Consider the following 17,559-nt stretch of genomic DNA (forward strand, 5'->3'; position numbering starts at 1 on the left):
CGGTATTCCGCTGCGCGTATGTCATTTCATAGGTCTTTCCTGCAATTCATTCAACAGATATCATGCTTGATAAGATTATTCAATTCTCAGTTAGAAATAAACTGGTGATTGGCCTGTTCATGTTGCTATGGGTTATCTATGGCATCTTTGAAGTGACGCGTCTGCCTATTGACGCCGTGCCAGACATCACCAACAACCAGGTACAGATTATTACCACCGCCCCGGCATTAGGTGCACAGGATGTGGAGCGGCTGATCACCTTTCCTATTGAACAGGCCCTCAGCAATGTGCCGCATCTGAAGGAAAGCCGGAGTATGTCGCGTTTCGGACTATCCATCATCACCGTCGTATTTGAAGATGATGCTGATATCTATTGGGCCCGTCAGCAGGTAAGCGAACGGCTGCAACAGGTGGAGATAAATGAAAATGCCAGTAAACCAGAGCTGGCGGCCGTTTCTACCGGTCTGGGGGAGATTTACCAGTATGTACTCAGGCCGCTGAAAGGCTATGAGGGTAAGTATAGTCTGGCTGATCTGCGTACTATCCAGGACTGGATCGTCAGACGGCAACTGCTGGGGACCAAAGGCGTAGCGGAGGTCTCTACGTTCGGCGGAGAGCTGAAGCAGTATGAGGTAGCGATCAATCCGTACCAGTTAAAGTCGTTGGGATTAACGATCAATGATGTTTTCACTGCTTTACAGAACAACAACCAGAATACCGGCGGGGCTTATATTGAAAAGGGACCGACGGTTATGTACATCCGCAGTGAGGGCCTGGCAGGGAGTATTACAGATATAGAAAATATTGTGGTAAAAAATACCGCGTCAGGAGTGCCTGTATTGATCAGGCATGTTGCCAATGTGAGAATGGGCGCGGCTACGCGCTATGGCGCCTTGAACTATAACAACACCGGAGAGGTGGCAGGAGCTATTGTGCTGATGCTGAAGGGAGAAAACTCCTCTCAGGTTATCAGGAATATCAAACAACGTATTGCAGAGATACAAAAAACATTGCCAGAAGGCTTGCTGATAGAGCCTTTCCTTGACCGTACCAAAATGGTGAATAATGCTATTGGCACGGTAGAGCATAATCTGCTGGAAGGTGCGTTGATTGTCGTTTTTGTGTTAGTGATCTTCCTCGGGAATCTGCGTGCGGGGCTGATTGTTGCGTCAGTTATTCCGCTATCGATGCTTTTCGCCATTATTATGATGAATACTTTCGGCGTAAGTGGTAACCTGATGAGCCTTGGTGCGCTTGATTTTGGGCTGATCGTGGATGGTGCGGTTATTATTGTGGAAGCAATCCTGCATCATTTGCATTTCTCCAGGGAGTATCAGCAGAAAGACAGGCTTTCTCAGGAGGATATGAACGCCGAAGTAGCGGGGTCTTCCTCCCGCATGATGAATGCTGCTGTATTTGGGCAGATCATTATCCTGATCGTTTACCTACCTATTCTTTCACTGGAAGGTATTGAGGGTAAGATGTTCAAGCCGATGGCACAGACGGTGGCTTTCGCTATTATGGGAGCCTTTATCCTCTCACTTACTTATGTACCGATGGTGAGTTCATTATTCATCAGCAAGAAGATCTCGCATAAGCGCAATCTTTCTGATCGTGTCATGGATAAGATTGAACACTTTTATCAGCGGGTGCTGGGCCGTGCTTTGCGCTTCCGCAGAAGTGTGGTGGCCCTTGCTTTTGGATTGTTTGCCGTAGCGGTATTCATGTTTAGCCGGATGGGCGGAGAATTCATTCCGCAGCTGGAAGAAGGAGATTTTGCGGTAGAGACACGATTGCTGATTGGTACGAACCTGAGTACGACCATTGCGACTTTTCATCAGATCTCAGGGATTCTGAAAGATAAATTCCCTGAGGTGGAGCGGATCGTATCCCGTATTGGCAGTTCAGAGATCCCGACAGATCCGATGCCTATAGATGCGGGAGACATGATTATTGTGCTAAAGGATAAATCTGAATGGACAAGTGGGGAAAGTTTTGAGGAGCTGGCATCGAAAATGTCAGCCGTTGTGCAGCAGGCCATACCAGGCGTGACACTAAGTTTCCAGTTCCCGGTACAGATGCGTTTCAATGAACTGATGACCGGTGCCAAACAGGATGTGGTATGTAAGATCTTTGGCGAGGACCTGGACCTGCTGGCGAAGTATGCAGAACAGATCGGCGCTATCAGTAAAACGGTATCCGGTACGGCTGACTGGTATGTGGAGAAGATGACGGGGATGCCGCAGGTGGTGATCCGTTATAACAGGAATGAGATCGCGAAATACGGGCTGAATATCAATGAGATCAACCGTACGGTGAATGCCGCCTTTGCAGGCGCTGCTGCGGGCAAGGTATATGAGGGCGAGAAACGTTTTGACCTGGTAGTCAGGGTCGGTAATGAAGGCAGGCGGAATATAGAAGATGTACGCAACCTGATGATCGCCACTTCCACCGGTAGTCAGATACCGCTGTACCAGGTAGCCGCCATTGATGAAGTAGAAGGCCCTAACCAGATACAGCGGGAAGACGCCAAACGCAGGATCACTGTCGGCTTCAATGTAAGAGGACGTGATGTACAGTCGATCGTTGAAGAATTGCAGCAAAAGATCCAACGGAAAATAAAACTCGAACCGGGATATACCATTACTTATGGTGGTACATTCGAAAACCTGCAGCAGGCGAAAAAGCGCTTGAGCATTGCGGTGCCAGTGGCATTACTGCTCATTTTTGTTATGCTGTATTTTGCCTTTTCATCTGTGAAAGAGGGCGCGTTGATCTATACAGCGATCCCGCTATCTGCGATAGGCGGCGTCTTTGCATTGGCGCTGCGGGGCATGCCATTCAGTATATCTGCCGGTGTTGGTTTTATTGCCTTGTTTGGCGTAGCGGTATTGAATGGTATTGTGCTTATTTCAGAATTCAATCGTATCAAAAAAGAAGGAAAAGTAACTGATGCACTGCAACTGGTGATGATGGGTACGCGTAACCGTTTGCGGCCGGTATTGATGACAGCTGCGGTGGCATCACTGGGATTCCTACCTATGGCCCTAAGCAACGGCGCCGGTGCGGAAGTACAACGCCCGCTGGCGACCGTTGTAATCGGAGGATTACTGACCGCTACCCTGCTGACTTTATTTGTGCTGCCGGCCCTTTATCTCTTATTCGAAGGAAAGGCTAAAATAGGACTCAATAAAGCGGCAATAATTGCGGGACTGGTATTTATCTCCATTCCTTCCGTTAAGGCCCAGAACAGCCCTGTAAATCTCAACAAGGCTATCAACGTTGCACTGAGTCATAATCTGCAGGCCAAGAGCGCCCGCTTAAACGAACAGGCGGAGAACCTGCGGCAGAAGACGGGCGTCGACATTCCGAAAACGCAGTTCAGCGCCGACTATGGGCAGATCAACAGTATCCAGAAAGATAACCGTTTTGGCATTACGCAGTCACTGAGTTTTCCGACGGTGTATAGTCACCAGAAAAAGACACTACGGGAGAACTACCTGGCGGCACAGGCCAGAACGCAGGTGATGGAGCAGGATATCAGGGCTGAAGTACGGCGCCTGTTCTACGACTGGATCTGGCTGCATGAGAAACAGCAGTTGTTGCGGTATGCGGACAGCATCTACGGCTTATTCGAAGAAAAGACCAATCTCCGTTTCAAAACCGGGGAGACCAATATACTGGAGAAAACCACTGCGGAATCTCACCGGCAGCAGATTGCCAATCAGCTGGAGATGCTTTCTGCAGACATGCAGATCACACTGAAGCAGTTTAATGTATTGCTGGGAGATAGTGTGTTTTATGAGCCGCAAACGGATAGTATCCGTATTGCTTATTCCACACTGGATACGGCATTGGGACAACTGCCCCGCATACGTTCCCTGCAGCATGAATCTGCCGCAGCCCACTGGCGCTGGCGTACGGAGAAATCGAAGTTATTGCCCGACTTCTTCATCGGGTATAATAACCAGAGTATTTCAGGGATGCAGAATGTGGATGGTCAGGAGACTTATTTCAATAACAGTAAGCGGTTCAACTATGTCAACGCAGGGATCAGTATTCCCTTATTCTTTGGGGCGCAGCGTTCCCGGGCTTCAGCAGCACAATTAGACTGGCAGCTGTCGCAGCAACGAGCTGATTATGCGCTGCTGCAAACACGTACGGAATGGCAGAATGCATTGACACAGGTGCAGAAGTATGCTGCCAGCCTGCAATACTATCAGGGGAAAGGACTGGAAAATGCTGCGGCCATCATCTTTACCGCCGATAAACAGTTTGTTGGCGGAGAGATCGACTATCTGCAGTGGGTTATCCTCGTTGATCAGGCGATAGGTATCCGGAACGAATACCTTGATATGTTGAACAATTACAATCAGGCCGCTATCCAGGTGCTGAAATTGCAAAACCTTTAATTCAATCATTCATGCGACAATATCTTTTCTTATATCTGCTGTTCGTTGCCTGTAACAGTCATACGCCTGTCCAGGAGCCAGCGGCGGAAGCATCCACCGACAGCAGCATGGTAACGCTTACCAGCGATCAGATTAAAAATGCCGGTATTGAAACCGGATATCCCTCCACTATGGCCGTGAGTGGTGCGCTGCGTTTACAGGGGACCATTGACGTACCACCACAGAGCACCGTGAGTGTGAGTTTTCCACTGGGGGGCTACCTGAAAAGAACAGACCTCCTGCCGGGTGCTCATATCAGCAAAGGACAGGTATTAGGCGTTCTGGAAGATATGCAGTTCATCCAGCTGCAACAGGATTACCTGCTGGCCAAAGAGAAATTCACCTTCGCTGATACGGAATATAAGCGGCAGCAGGAATTGAATGCCAGTAAGGCGAGTAGTGATAAAGTGCTACAGCAGAGTAAGACTGAGATGGAGAGTCAGCGTATCACCATGCAGGCATTGGCGCGAAAGTTAGAGCTGATCGGGATTAATCCGGAGCACTTGCATGCGGGTAATATATCCAAGAGTGTGAATATCCTATCGCCTATCAGTGGGTTTGTGTCTAAGGTGAATGTCAATATCGGCAAATACACCTCTCCTACTGATGTGCTGTTCGAACTGGTGAATCCCAGTGATATTCACCTGGCCCTGAGTGTGTTCGAGAAGGATGTGAACCAGTTGTCCGTTGGACAGAAGGTAGTCGCCTACAATAACGAGCATCCGGAGAAGAAATATAATGCCGAAATCCTGCTGATAAGCAAGAACCTGAATGAAGACAGGATGGCGACGGTACATTGTCATTTCCACCAGTTTGACGCTTCCCTCCTGCCGGGGATGTTTATGAATGCGGAGGTAGCGGTCAACAATGCGACTGCCCTTACTGTTAATGAAGCGGCGATCGTTCGCTGGCAGAATAATTTTTATGTGTTTGCAGATAAGGGGGGTAATAGTTTTCAAATGGTGCAGGTTACTCCCGGGAATGTGAATAATGGACAGGAACAGTTTTCGGCACCTGGGGTGGATACCAGTACAAAATTAGTGACTAAAAATGCTTATGCGTTGTTGATGAAGATGAAAAACAGCGCCGAAGAGGAATAAGCCTAACTATACCAGATCGTAAACAGCAAGCAAAGGCCCCGATTATTCCGGGGCCTTTGTAATTTCTTATTGCAGGCTCCAGTCGACCGGTTCTATGCCGGCTTTTGCCAGTAATTCGTTGGTTTTTGAGAAATGTTTGCACCCGAAGAAGCCTTTGTCCGCACTGAAGGGTGATGGGTGAGCAGCTTTTAATATATGATGCCTTGTAGCGTCGATCAGGACCTGCTTATCCTGCGCAAAACGGCCCCATAAGATGAAAACCACGTCCTTTTTCAGTTCAGACACCTTTCTGATCACGGCATCGGTGAAGTTCTCCCAGCCTATTTTGCTGTGGGAAGCCGGTTCATTGGCCCTTACCGTCAGCATGGCGTTGAGTAACAACACCCCATGATCTGCCCATTTTGTCAGGTTGCCACCCTGCGGGATGGGTAGTCCCAGGTCTGCCTTCATTTCCTTATAGATATTTACCAGGGAGGGCGGGGGTTTTACGCCATCCTGTACGGAAAAACACAATCCATGTGCTTGTCCGGCGCCATGATAAGGGTCCTGACCTAGCAATACGACCTTTACCTTGTCGAAGGGGGTTTTATCAAAGGCGTTGAATATCAGGTTTCCGGGGGGGTAAATGGTATTTCCGACGGCTTTTTCATGTTTGAGGGCCATGACAACCTGTTCGAAATAGCCTTTGTGAAACTCGTCTTTGAGGACTTCCTTCCAGGTAGGCTCGATTTGTACCTCCATAGCGTTTTATTTTTTTTGATTTATTTTGAATTATTAAGGGAATTTTCCATAGATTTGCACTCCCAAATTAAACGTTAAATATAGGAAAATTTGGGGATATGGATCGGTAGCTCAGCTGGATAGAGCAGCTGCCTTCTAAGCAGCAGGTCATTGGTTCGAATCCAATCCGGTTCACGAAAGCGCGATGTAAGTCGCGCTTTTTTTATGCAAGAAAGTTTGACTGGTGCGGGTTTCGGGGGATTTTGGATACTAAAGTAGCTTAAATGAAATCAAGTGAAATGGTGCCCCATTCGGTGACCCTTTCGGTGCCTATCTTTGTGGGGCACGCGGCAAAATGATATGCTTGTAGTGGGTTTGAAGAGCGATTTTTTTAACGCTTAAATGTGACAAAATGAACGTAAAGCAGAATTTGTCGGTATTAGTCTACCGCAAGAAGAAGAATCCCGCAAGCGGGATGGTATTTATTTATCTCCGGGTTACTATTGATGGGATTTCAGATGAAATAACCTCGGGGATTAAGGTCAAAGATGAACACTGGGATAAAGAACGAAAACAGGTCACCGCCGGTGACCCGGACTACAAGAAGTATAACAAAACCCTGGAACTAATGAAGGCCGATCTCCAGCGGCATTTTGACCTCGTACAGGCGCTACATGGCCTGGCAACCCCGAAATTGGTATTGGACTCCTACCGCTCCCCTATTAACGGTAAAGATCAACAGCAACAGAAAATTGCCAATCTGGCTTTTAGTGAACGGCTGGATGCCCTGATATGCGATTATATCAAATACTGCAGGTTTGAGAAGAAGGCGTATGAATTTGATGCGGTGCCTTCATCAGAGAAAAGGATCATTCTTGAAGATCGACGGAATGGTATTAAAAAAAGACTGGACGCTATTACCAAAGAGGCAAATACCATCTTTGATAACAAGAGCCATCACAAGACACTCGTTTTGGCCATCGATGAGTATCTGCTGAATTTTCTGTTGCTGGCGTTCAGCGGCAATCGTTCTCCGAATAGCCTGGAGAAAATGATCGGCAGGAAAAATCGGTATCTCTCCTTTATTAGATACCGATATAAAGCGGATGATCTCGCTATTGAAAAGTTGGAGTATAAATTCATTGCTGACCTGTTTAATTATCTATTGGTTCAATGGGGAGTGAACGAGAATTCGGCGACCAAATACTGTCAATGCCTGAAGGAGATTATTGACCGGGCAGTGGCAAATGGTTGGCTACAGGCAAATATTTTCGGTCTGTTCAGGTGTAGTTATGTTGAGCCGGATAAGTTATGGCCAAGTATGGATGATTTTGTGACACTGCTGAACGCGGATCTGTCTAAACAAAGCTTACGGGAGATACGGGACATTAATATATTTTGCGGAATGACAGGGCTGGCCTACCAGGAAGTATTTGATCTTAGCCCTAGGGACATTGTGAAAGGCTCAGATGGGGAACTGTGGATTGAGAAAAAGCGACAGAAGACAGATGGAGATGTAAGTTTGCCTCTCCTACCGCTCGCACTAGAGATTATTGAGCAATACAAAGATCATCCATTATGTCTACGCAGGAACCGTCTCCTGCCTGTACCTACTAATCAGGCGTACAACCGAGGGATTAAAGAGATTGCGACCGAAACAGGGATTAATATCATTAACCACAGCCATCAGTGGCGATATTTCTTTGCTAATGAAGTTGTGTTTAATAATGGGGTGGATATTAAGACCACTGGGAAGATGCTGTCGCATAAGTCGGTGAAGACGACGGAGATTTATGTTAAGGCGAATAAGAGGAAAATTAGTGAGAGTATGGGGATGGTGAAGGAGAAGCTGTTTGGAAAGGGGACAGAGTTGACTAGGAAGGAGCGGATTTTTCAATCCGATAAATTGCCTGGAAACAAAAAAACTTCAGCATTTCCAGTTCCGACTTTGCGGATAGCCTATGTTGCGAATGACAAATAGCCGTTTGTTATTACAAGCCAATTTGACAATAAGATGACTCCGTTTTCTGAAGATAGCCACCGGAGAAAATTGGTCTTCGCTATTCAGATCGTAGACTAACGCAACAAGGTCCCTCAATGCTGTCGCTATGCGATACACTGAGGGACCTTCCCCGGAAAGCTTGTCAGACACAACTATTCTTCTAATGGAAAAATCTCATAATAGCCAGCCCTTCTTGCTTATATTAGAACATTTTATCTAATATGCTACCTTAAGTCCTGAAACTTTTTAACATCTTCTTTATTAACCAATTCCAAACAACAAGACCTATCAAAAAGATATATCTTCCCGTCTTCTCTATTTAGAAAACTAACAGACTCTTCACTTACATTACATTTGGAGGTACTTTTATATATTATTTTTGAACCATTATTTAGCGTCACTATATACATGCCATTCCCATCTTTCTTTATATTACATTCCATGTCTGTATCTGCAATGTACTCACCATATTGATCACGCGAAACCGTTGAAATATCTTTAAACTTAATGCCTCTATGCATTCTTTCTAATTCATCATTCCCCAAAACATGAAACATCGGTAAGGTATCCTTTCCGCTTGCGAGATGAATATTAGCTTCTCCAGGATATTCCAGAACCTTACTTGTTTTAAAATTGAATTTTCTAGCGCCATTTCGCAGGTTCAGGTTTTCATAATATTCAGTGTACGATTTCCTTGGTTTAACATAAGTAAACTTTATTCCCCGGATATGTGAATATTCTTTTCCATCAGCTATTAGGGGGCCAACAGCTTCAACCCAAACAAATACAGGTAAATCGTCGCCACCAAAATTTATAAGGGTAGCCTGCCTCGATACATTAGCAGGTCTCTGGGTCGTATCTGGAGTCAATACCTTTTTATTTTCATCTTGTCCATTGCCACTTAGGCAGCTCATGTTTAATAATGCAATCAACAATAACGAGTTAATCATTATGGTAGAAATTTTAATATTCATAATTTACTTTTTTGACGGTATTTGAATGCGCTCAACATCATATTCATCCTCAATATCCGATATATTTCCTATTCCATACAGTGTACCGAACTCCCAATCTACACCTCCTGCCGCTCCAACCGCTCTTGCAAACTTGGCACAGTAAGTAGCGCTATTACAAACGTTATAACCAGTTGTATACCCTCCAAATGGTAAATATCCCTCGCTCTCAGCACTTCGGGCATAATTTAACATGGCACTGTAGTCGAGGTTTTTAGCAAGTGCTCCAACAATCTTCCCGTACCCGGCTAATAATGGAGATTGATGTAACTTCAGTAGAATAGCTGTTACATTATCATTATCAGTCTTTGCAAAATCCCAACGGGGAACCATTAATGCTCTTCCATAATTTTTGCTTGAACGCACAGATCCTTCATTTTGTCCCCTGGTCTTCTTTCGCTTAAGGTCTGGCCTATCATATCTGCCGAAATCGAAATAATTAGAATTGCCCTCCTCATCTATTATTACAACACCGGCATGGCCACCATTGATCTTACCATCTCCATCGCTGAAAGTTTTTTCAAACCATCTTGCAAATCCTTGATTACTAGGTATTTCCGGATTAGCATCTGGATAGGATACAAATATTGCCATACCTTTCTTCTCAATATCCCCATTCTTTTCAAGATTCTCATTAACTGTTTCCCACGCTACTTCCTGGCCATTTTCGTCTTCATAACGTTTCGTTTCCCAATTATAAATATAGGGAGCCATTCCCTCTGGATCAACAAACTTTATTGGATTGTCAAATGCATAACTATATACAGACCATCTCCTCATTTTATCAGCTAGAGGGTCTACATGTAACCATCTTCCAATCTGGTGATCATACATTCTTGCACCATAATCGGACCATTCTAATCCACTACCATCTCCAAACTCTTTATTCTGCAATTCCTTCCCATTATACTTAACTCTATTCTCAGCATAATCTGTTCCTTTCAATGCATTTGTGGATATCCCAGCCATCGCTAACCCAAACGGATAATAATGCGTCTCCTCCAGCAATGGCCCACTACCCAAGGCTAAAACAACATTATCAAAGAACACGTCTTGCTGGCTTTCGTTACTCGTATATACGTAAAGGAAGCCGCTCTTTTCAATCGCCATTTTATCTACTCCCAGCTCCTGCAGCTCATCTGGATTCTGTTTTACCTGCCTTACTCCGCTGTTCTCCTCCACTAATTTAAATTCGTCATCGAATAAAACAAAGTTTAAATAAGCTTTTGGACGGTCCTGTTGACCGTTATCCTGGCTTTTCTCCTTCAAATGTTGATATGTATTGTTATAGAAATCCAGATCGAAAGGAGTATTCTTAGTGTTCACGTCAGAAGCATGCGATCCTTTTTCTTGGCTTGCACCGCCAAATGCCTGCACCAGTCCTGCTATAATATCCTCTACGGGAGTCTTTTGACTATTGTCAGTTGGGCCCTGAGATTTATAGAACGCCTTTGCATTGATTTGTATAGTATCTCCTGCCATCACTCTTAACACTATTGAGGGGCCTATCTTTTTCCCTCCTTCTTTTGCATTTAACCTTGCAACAAACTTATTTCCTTTAGTAGTCTGATCTTCGGGATAGCCAGTCGGCCTATCGGTACGGGTTTCCTCTACATTGCTGAATAACGCTACTTCCTTCTCTGCCACCTCGGTTTCCATAGTGGCCGCATACATGGTAAAATCACTCTGATCAGTCAGTACCGTCCTTATGTTGCCTAGGTGGTCTTTTTCAAAATAATCATAAGCATATTGCACCGGTTGCCCGCCTTTATAAACCGGGCGGATACGGCCCTCTTCATGGCTTATTAATTCCAGACTATCCTGTTTATATACAAAGGCTCCGTCGTAATCAGTTACCGTTGTTTTAGGAATGCCGCCTGTGTTATCTGAAACAGTTTTACTCAACTTATTGCCCACAGCATCATATTTATAGGTAATGGTACTCTTATCTGTAATGGTGATCAAAGATGGAAGGTTCAGATGATTGTAAGTAATGGAACTAATATTCTTGTTTAAATCAGTTACCAAATTACCGTTACCATCATAGGCATAATCATTTCCTGTATTGGTACCATCTCTAAAATCACCTAGCTTGGCAGTGGCCGTTTTATTTGATTTCCCATCAGTCACAGACAACAGTTTATTGCTGCTGGCGCCATAAGAATAGGTCAATTGGTCAATTGTATCACTTACTACTCCAATCATCCCCTTTTGCCACATTGATTTGATGTTGCCATTGGCATCATAGCTTAGGTTACTTACCGTGAAGTCTTTTTTATCCTGCGCCCAGCTTCCGCCATTTTTTTGGGTAAAGTCTGCTCCTGCAAGCCGGTTAGCCATATCATAACTGTAACCATATGCCCGGACACTATCTACCCTCGTTTTCCACTTAATACCGGCAATATTTCCGTTGAACTGGTTATTAACAAAGCCATAGTCGTAGCTGAACTCCATGCCAAACCAGTTAGAGGTATTACTTCCACCGTTTACAAAGTTCTTATTGATGCCCTGCAGCCAGCCACGAATGTTATAGGTATAGCTCAAGCTGTCCAAGACTGTTCCCCCAGCACTTACTCCTAAACGCTTAAGTCTTAATTGCCCTAATTCATCATAACTATTTGCTGCTATCAACTTTTCCTGTTCAATATTATCATTTAAACGTTTCCGTAAGGTAAGTAACCGGCCTGCATGGTCATAGGTCATAGTCGTGAGAAGGGTGCTTTGCGAGGCCGTGCTTTTGGGATTCTGATGGCGAAGATAAGTAGCCAGGATAGCACCCTTAAAACTATACAGCGTCGTCATTACATCCTTCCCCCCCAGATTATTCTCACTGATTATCTGTATAGCCCGGCCCTTATCATTATAATAAGTAGTTGTTGTCAACCACTTATCGGTTCCTAACACCCTTACTCTATTTCCTGTCACTAAACCAGCCGTCATGTTGCTTATTGGCCGCTTTTCTGGATATAAAGTATCCGCAGCCTGTAATTTTCCCGTATCTGTACCCACGAAGGCCAGCTTGCCGGCATAGTTGTAGTTATCGTAAAAGGTATACGTCAGCGGGGTTAAAGCCGATGCTGGTATGTTGGGTAATGGGTTACTGGCTATAATAACAGTAGTATCACCTGAGCCAGAAGCATCAATTTTGGCTTCAGTCTGACCGCCTGGACCGGAATCAAATCCCTCCAATATGGTTATACTGTTGGTAGCAGTATATGAAGGGCTACCGTCATGATCATATAATGCCAAATCAGCTTTGGCAGGTGCTATATAAGAAATGGATTGCAACGCGGGCGCGGAATTCAAACTCGTTTGCAAAGCCTCCCTGGTGGCTGTACCTTTATATATTGCCGTCATAGTTGGCCGGTTCAACCCGTCATAAAAGGTTACCATCCACTCCATAAGTGATTTCGTCCGCTGAACAGAGTCTTGCGTAAATACAAGCCGATCCCGAATATCATACACCATAAACACCCTTCCAGCACCAGGTACTTTCTTTACCACCATTCGCTGTCGTTCGTCATATTGATACTGGAAACACAGCTCATTGGCAACAGTTGTACTGATAACCCAAGCACCCTTAATCGACTCTACAGCCAGAGGAGGAATTACAAAGCGTAAGCTGCCAATATCGTCATATACATAATAAGTACACAACCAACCTGCATGACCATTGCCTGGCGTAGGCGATAGCTGAACCTTTTTCAACACAATTCGTCCTTCCTTATCCCGGTATTGAATAGTCTGGCTACCTTGTTCATCTATAGATGTAGTTTTCCTCAATTGTCCTGCAGCATAGGTAGCCGTACTAGAGGGAATACCTGCGCCTACATTCCAGACCCTTACAGAATCAGCAACCAAATTGGCCTGATAACGGGTTTGGACCGGTTTGCTCGCCCAGCTATTTCCGGGAGCGTAGCTTTTTACCGCCCTGTTAAGTGGAGAGAATTCAAACTCCGTTTTGCCATAAAAAATATTTTCGCCCTCTACTCCTGGATTAAGCACCTGATTTCTGTAAAAGGAATCTTGTGCATTGAAAGGATTTAGTTTAAACTTCCCGTCTGCAGAAGATTGATGTACATAAGGGAGGTATTTATATTGTTCCCTCCCATGATCATCATATTTTACGGGCAACACAAAATCACGTCGGTTAGGGCTCACTCCCTTTGAAACTGCCTGAACGGGACGACCCAAACCATCCATGTATTCCGTCTTCTGCTTTACCTCCCTAACTAACCTGCTTGCTGCTGAAACCGCACCGGTATCTGTAAAAGGGCTATCGGGTTCCCAGGTTCTCACAAAGTTGATCACCGGGTTATTGTAGGGCCGGGGAATGGAATCAGCCGTGGCTGTAAGTCGGGTACCCCCAGGTTTATTTTGTGCAAATAAGGTAAATGGCAGGATCAAGAATGCAAAAACCACCCTTGAAATTATTTGAAATTTCATAATTCTGATAGAGATCTATGTTATTAATTGTTGGAGGTCTGAAACTGGTAATCATACTGTTTCAATATCCTCCCCAAGGCATCTTTCACCACCTTTAGCCTTCCGAAACCATCATATAGATAATACACAGAGTTACCGTTATGATCAGAGCTGGATATCATGCCGTACAGAGGTTGATATGTATAGGTAGCCATCGTAGCATCTAAAGGATAAAGCCGTAGATCATCAATGATAACCGCACCCTGAACTGTGGCACTAGTGGCCCCTGATGGCAAAAAATGCTCAAAATACGTCCAGCCGTTTCTTACATCTCCCTTAATAGTAGCAGTGCCGTTAATACTTGCCGCAACGGCGGATTTACTCCAGTAAGATACTTTATATAACCTGCCAGCATCTAATCCACTTACTGAAATGGCCCCCGTTGAAAGGTTATACACTTTGTTGCCAGACAAAGCCGCTGCATCAGTTACGGGCGCACCGGCGTAAGACCAGTTACCTTTACCATCTTCATCAAAACCGCTATAAGCAATTTCGTTGACGCCTGCATTAATAGATTCTGCTATTACATAGTTTCCTTTATAACCGTAGATATAGGCGTGTTTCGCATCTCCAAGTTTACTTTGTTCATTTAAGTATCCCTTAGATGTATACTGACTGAAAGAAATCAGATTTTTAAAAAGTGAAGTGTCTCTATTAAACGATGCGGGGTTAAATGCCACCACCGACGTAGATGTTATGGCATTTGTACTGTTAAACGCAGCAATGCCACTATTTCTTATGCCAGACGCGTGCTGAATGTATTGATTACTATAACCGCCAACAAGATACTTTACTGCTCCCTTTGTTCTCCAGTTCTCAGCCGCAATCTCTAGAGCAATCATATTCTGGGCCTTCATGGCATTTGCGACGGTGGTATTATATTCGTATGGATAATAGTTCACTTTTTCCATCTTATCCCCCACACTATTAAAACCAGTAACTACTTTAATATTAAACGCTGTGTCATAAGTATAGCTTACTTCAGTAACAAGGGACTGTCCACTCAGATTTTCTGTAACAGTCGTTTTAATAAGATCTCTTCTTCCTGAAGCGGGTGTAAAGACTCGGGATGCATAATACCAAACATCTTTGATGTTTCCCCAACCGAAAGAGGTACCTCTATATATCTGGTATTTAACCGGACCAAGGGCTACTGCTGTAAAATTCTGAACACGTTGCTGGCTGCTGTAATAGTCATTAATGGTACTTACGTAAACATTTTCCGTGGTTTTCAACAGGTTGTTTAAATTATCGAACACCAACTCCTTTTCCAGTTCACCGTACCCCCATTCTGTATTGGTAGGCGGTGTAAACGGAAAGACGTTATACCCCCCCAGGCTTCCAGGCGGATACGAACTGAAGTACCGGACGATACGACCATTATTTACTCCATTATTTAGCTGCTTTTCCACTACCCTACTATAAGTAACTGGACTACCATTAATGGACGCCAATGTTTGAGTAGGTGAACTGCACCTTACAATAGCATTGGTTAGACCATAGCTGCTATAAGAGGGATGATAATTTGGCGGTATAGACGTTTCTTCCTCGGATTCATAGAATACATCGTGCTCGTATTCGGGAATGACACCCAATGCCCCTGAAGAAGTAGTACTATCATCTTTAAGATACTCAAACTCTTTGGCTGTTACCGGTGAGGTATTGATACCATCGTAATTTTTTATAGATTTCACCCTTAACCCACCAATGTAAAGCTGCTTATTGATAGTCTTGATTGTATCAGGATTTTGATTATGCAACTCTTTCCAGCTCAACGTTATATAATTATGATAGTTCATTCCCACCGTATATACATAAAAATTATAGGACGCGCCTTTGGTGAGGTTTGCAACCACGAATGGATAGTCAAGATAGTTATAAGAACCGTCGTTGTTAATTGTTTGGGTGGTAAGTACCTGGTTAGAGCTATTTCTTACCTGTATAACAAAATAACAATCGTTTGAAGAGAGGTCACAGTCAGCGGAAAGAATGATCTGCGCGTTGAATGTGGTGGTAACACTAGGGTCACCGTTATAGGTGAACGGTTCTGTAGCTGGCGTGCCGCTACTACAGTAAATTGAACTACTAAAACTCTTTTCCCTGATATAGGTTATTGTACTATCAGTTAATCGTGCATCTGCCGAGGTGTTTGATTCCATTTCAAAGTCGGTATAACCTCCTGTAGGATACGTCATCCTTTTCAGGCTGCCAGCTCTTGCCCTGACAGGATCAGTATTGCGATTGCCTCCCGGTATGATGTCACCAGAAGTTTTTTCCCGATATACTGGCAACATATCATTTGCTGCATTCGTATTATAAAATCCCCAATGGTCCTGATTGTTATCTAATCTATTGGGCAATACTCCATTATAATCAAACAAATATCCCTTCTCTTCGCCCACCATGCTATACGGGAGAACCTTTTTTAATGTTAATCGGTTAAGAGAATAATCATGGTAAAGATTGTATCCTCGGGTATATGTGCCGTCACTAACATTAATCTGCTTCAATCTTACGAGTCCGTAGCTTGATTGCATATCTTGCCGGTCTGCTGTGTCGTAGATAAAAGTCGTAAATACCCCATCAGGAAAGCTTATCTTTTTTATACGCTTGCCGTTAGAAATAATATTGGAATAAGAAGTTTCCTGCGTCTTTGAGGGAAAGGTCCCTAACCCATAGGTCATGGTAACAAACTTACCCGCAGTATAAGTAGTATATTCATCGTCATATTCTAATACAATACTATCCCTTGAAGAAGGCGATACTATTTTAGTAAGATACCAAGCAGAAGTCCACACATGGTAATTCTGGGCTGAACCATCATCACTCAACTCTACAGCATCAAACACATATTTTATTCCATTCTCGTCTGTTATAGTAAATCTGCCTATTCTATCAGATGGAGAGCCATTCACTAGAGCGCCATATTCCTTTACAATTTTCAGTTTATTGGAAGTCAGCATCAGGAAGTCATTGTTCTTTCCATAGATAAATTTTCCACTTCTGCCAGCAAAATTGAAGCTGAATATATCATATTGACCATCCGCATTATGAGTGGCCATAGCATTAAAAAGGCTGGTAGAGGTTCCAAAACCTCCGCGCGCATTCCCTTCGTATTCCGTTGGAACAGGAACTGAATTTAAGTAGCCCCAACCAGTCGCCTCGTCATAAATATCTCTTACAGTTCGGGTAATTACTCCACCAGCTCCCAGCGCCCATCCGCTTCCTACATTTGATGCTACCTCATCTACCTTTATTCCTCCTGCATGGTAGTCTAGCGAGATATCTAACTTGAGCGTGCTATTGGCATTTTTATAGCTATAAATAGGAACGTTTATCTGTGGAATGCCAGTCGACGGGCCAATTTGTATGTCTCCGAATTTGCCCAAAGAAGCAGCATTCGGGCTGGGTGGTGTTATATTCATTAACGCAGGCTGGTTGGTTGCATTCTGCGCATACAAACTTCCAATACCGCATAAACACAGTATGCCCGCCAAATAACTTTTTATTATATTATGATTCTTCATATTCTTATAAAGGAGCATTATACTTGTTAACATCCTTTAAGGTCAATACTTCAGGCCCAATTTAGATATAACGCCAACTAGTTGGTAAACCTGTAAAAGGAATCTAAGCTAATCATTAGTCGATTAACTTTCTTTTCTTCACTGATCGTTGTTCATATAAATCATTTACTCTGCTCATTAAAAAAAATCAGGTACGATGAAATAGATTTTGCAAACGGTCTTTCAAGGTTGCTCAATATTACAGAGTGGCATATTTCCTTT

At 44.0% G+C, this 17,559-nt stretch carries 7 protein-coding genes and 1 tRNA gene; 4 read left to right on the plus strand and 4 right to left on the minus strand.

Going from position 1 to position 17,559, the window contains the following annotated elements:
- Nucleotides 1-62: 62 nt before the first annotated feature.
- The gene (locus CLV42_RS33240; RefSeq protein WP_106606265.1) at nt 63-4,412 is read left to right on the plus strand and encodes a CusA/CzcA family heavy metal efflux RND transporter; all 4,350 of its coding nucleotides are present in this window, start codon (nt 63-65) and stop codon (nt 4,410-4,412) included.
- 11 nt (nt 4,413-4,423) lie between these two features.
- Complete coding sequence (locus CLV42_RS33245; protein WP_106606266.1) at nt 4,424-5,551, plus strand: efflux RND transporter periplasmic adaptor subunit; 1,128 nt, start codon at nt 4,424-4,426, stop codon at nt 5,549-5,551.
- A 66-nt stretch (nt 5,552-5,617) separates the two neighbouring features.
- Here the strand turns inward: CLV42_RS33245 and ung are convergent, their stop codons facing one another.
- Nucleotides 5,618-6,292 carry a uracil-DNA glycosylase gene (ung, locus tag CLV42_RS33250; RefSeq protein ID WP_106606267.1) on the minus strand — a complete coding sequence of 225 codons (675 nt, stop codon included), beginning with the start codon at nt 6,290-6,292 and terminating at the stop codon, nt 5,618-5,620.
- 100 nt (nt 6,293-6,392) lie between these two features.
- Between ung and CLV42_RS33255 the strand changes: the two genes are divergently transcribed.
- Nucleotides 6,393-6,466: transfer RNA gene (locus CLV42_RS33255), tRNA-Arg, on the plus strand.
- Between the two features lie 217 nt (nt 6,467-6,683).
- Nucleotides 6,684-8,252: a site-specific integrase gene (locus CLV42_RS33260; RefSeq protein WP_106606268.1), complete on the plus strand. Its 1,569-nt coding sequence runs from the start codon at nt 6,684-6,686 to the stop codon at nt 8,250-8,252.
- Nucleotides 8,253-8,497: 245 nt separating this feature from the next.
- Here CLV42_RS33260 and CLV42_RS33265 read toward each other — a convergent pair whose 3' ends face one another.
- From CLV42_RS33265 to CLV42_RS33275, 3 genes are read right to left on the minus strand one after another with little or no spacing between them, the layout of a single operon-like run.
- On the minus strand, nt 8,498-9,247 hold the full coding sequence (locus tag CLV42_RS33265; RefSeq protein ID WP_106606269.1) for a hypothetical protein: 750 nt from the start codon (nt 9,245-9,247) through the stop codon (nt 8,498-8,500).
- A gap of 3 nt (nt 9,248-9,250) precedes the next feature.
- Entirely contained in the window at nt 9,251-13,732 is a 4,482-nt protein-coding gene (locus CLV42_RS33270) for a DUF6443 domain-containing protein (protein WP_106606270.1), read from the minus strand.
- 23 nt (nt 13,733-13,755) lie between these two features.
- Nucleotides 13,756-17,298 (minus strand): hypothetical protein, encoded by a 3,543-nt coding sequence (locus CLV42_RS33275; RefSeq protein ID WP_146154555.1) that lies wholly within the window; start codon nt 17,296-17,298, stop codon nt 13,756-13,758.
- Nucleotides 17,299-17,559: the final 261 nt, after the last annotated feature.

This window comes from Chitinophaga ginsengisoli (assembly GCF_003014595.1).
In the GTDB taxonomy this organism is placed as follows: Bacteria; Bacteroidota; Bacteroidia; order Chitinophagales; family Chitinophagaceae; genus Chitinophaga; species Chitinophaga ginsengisoli.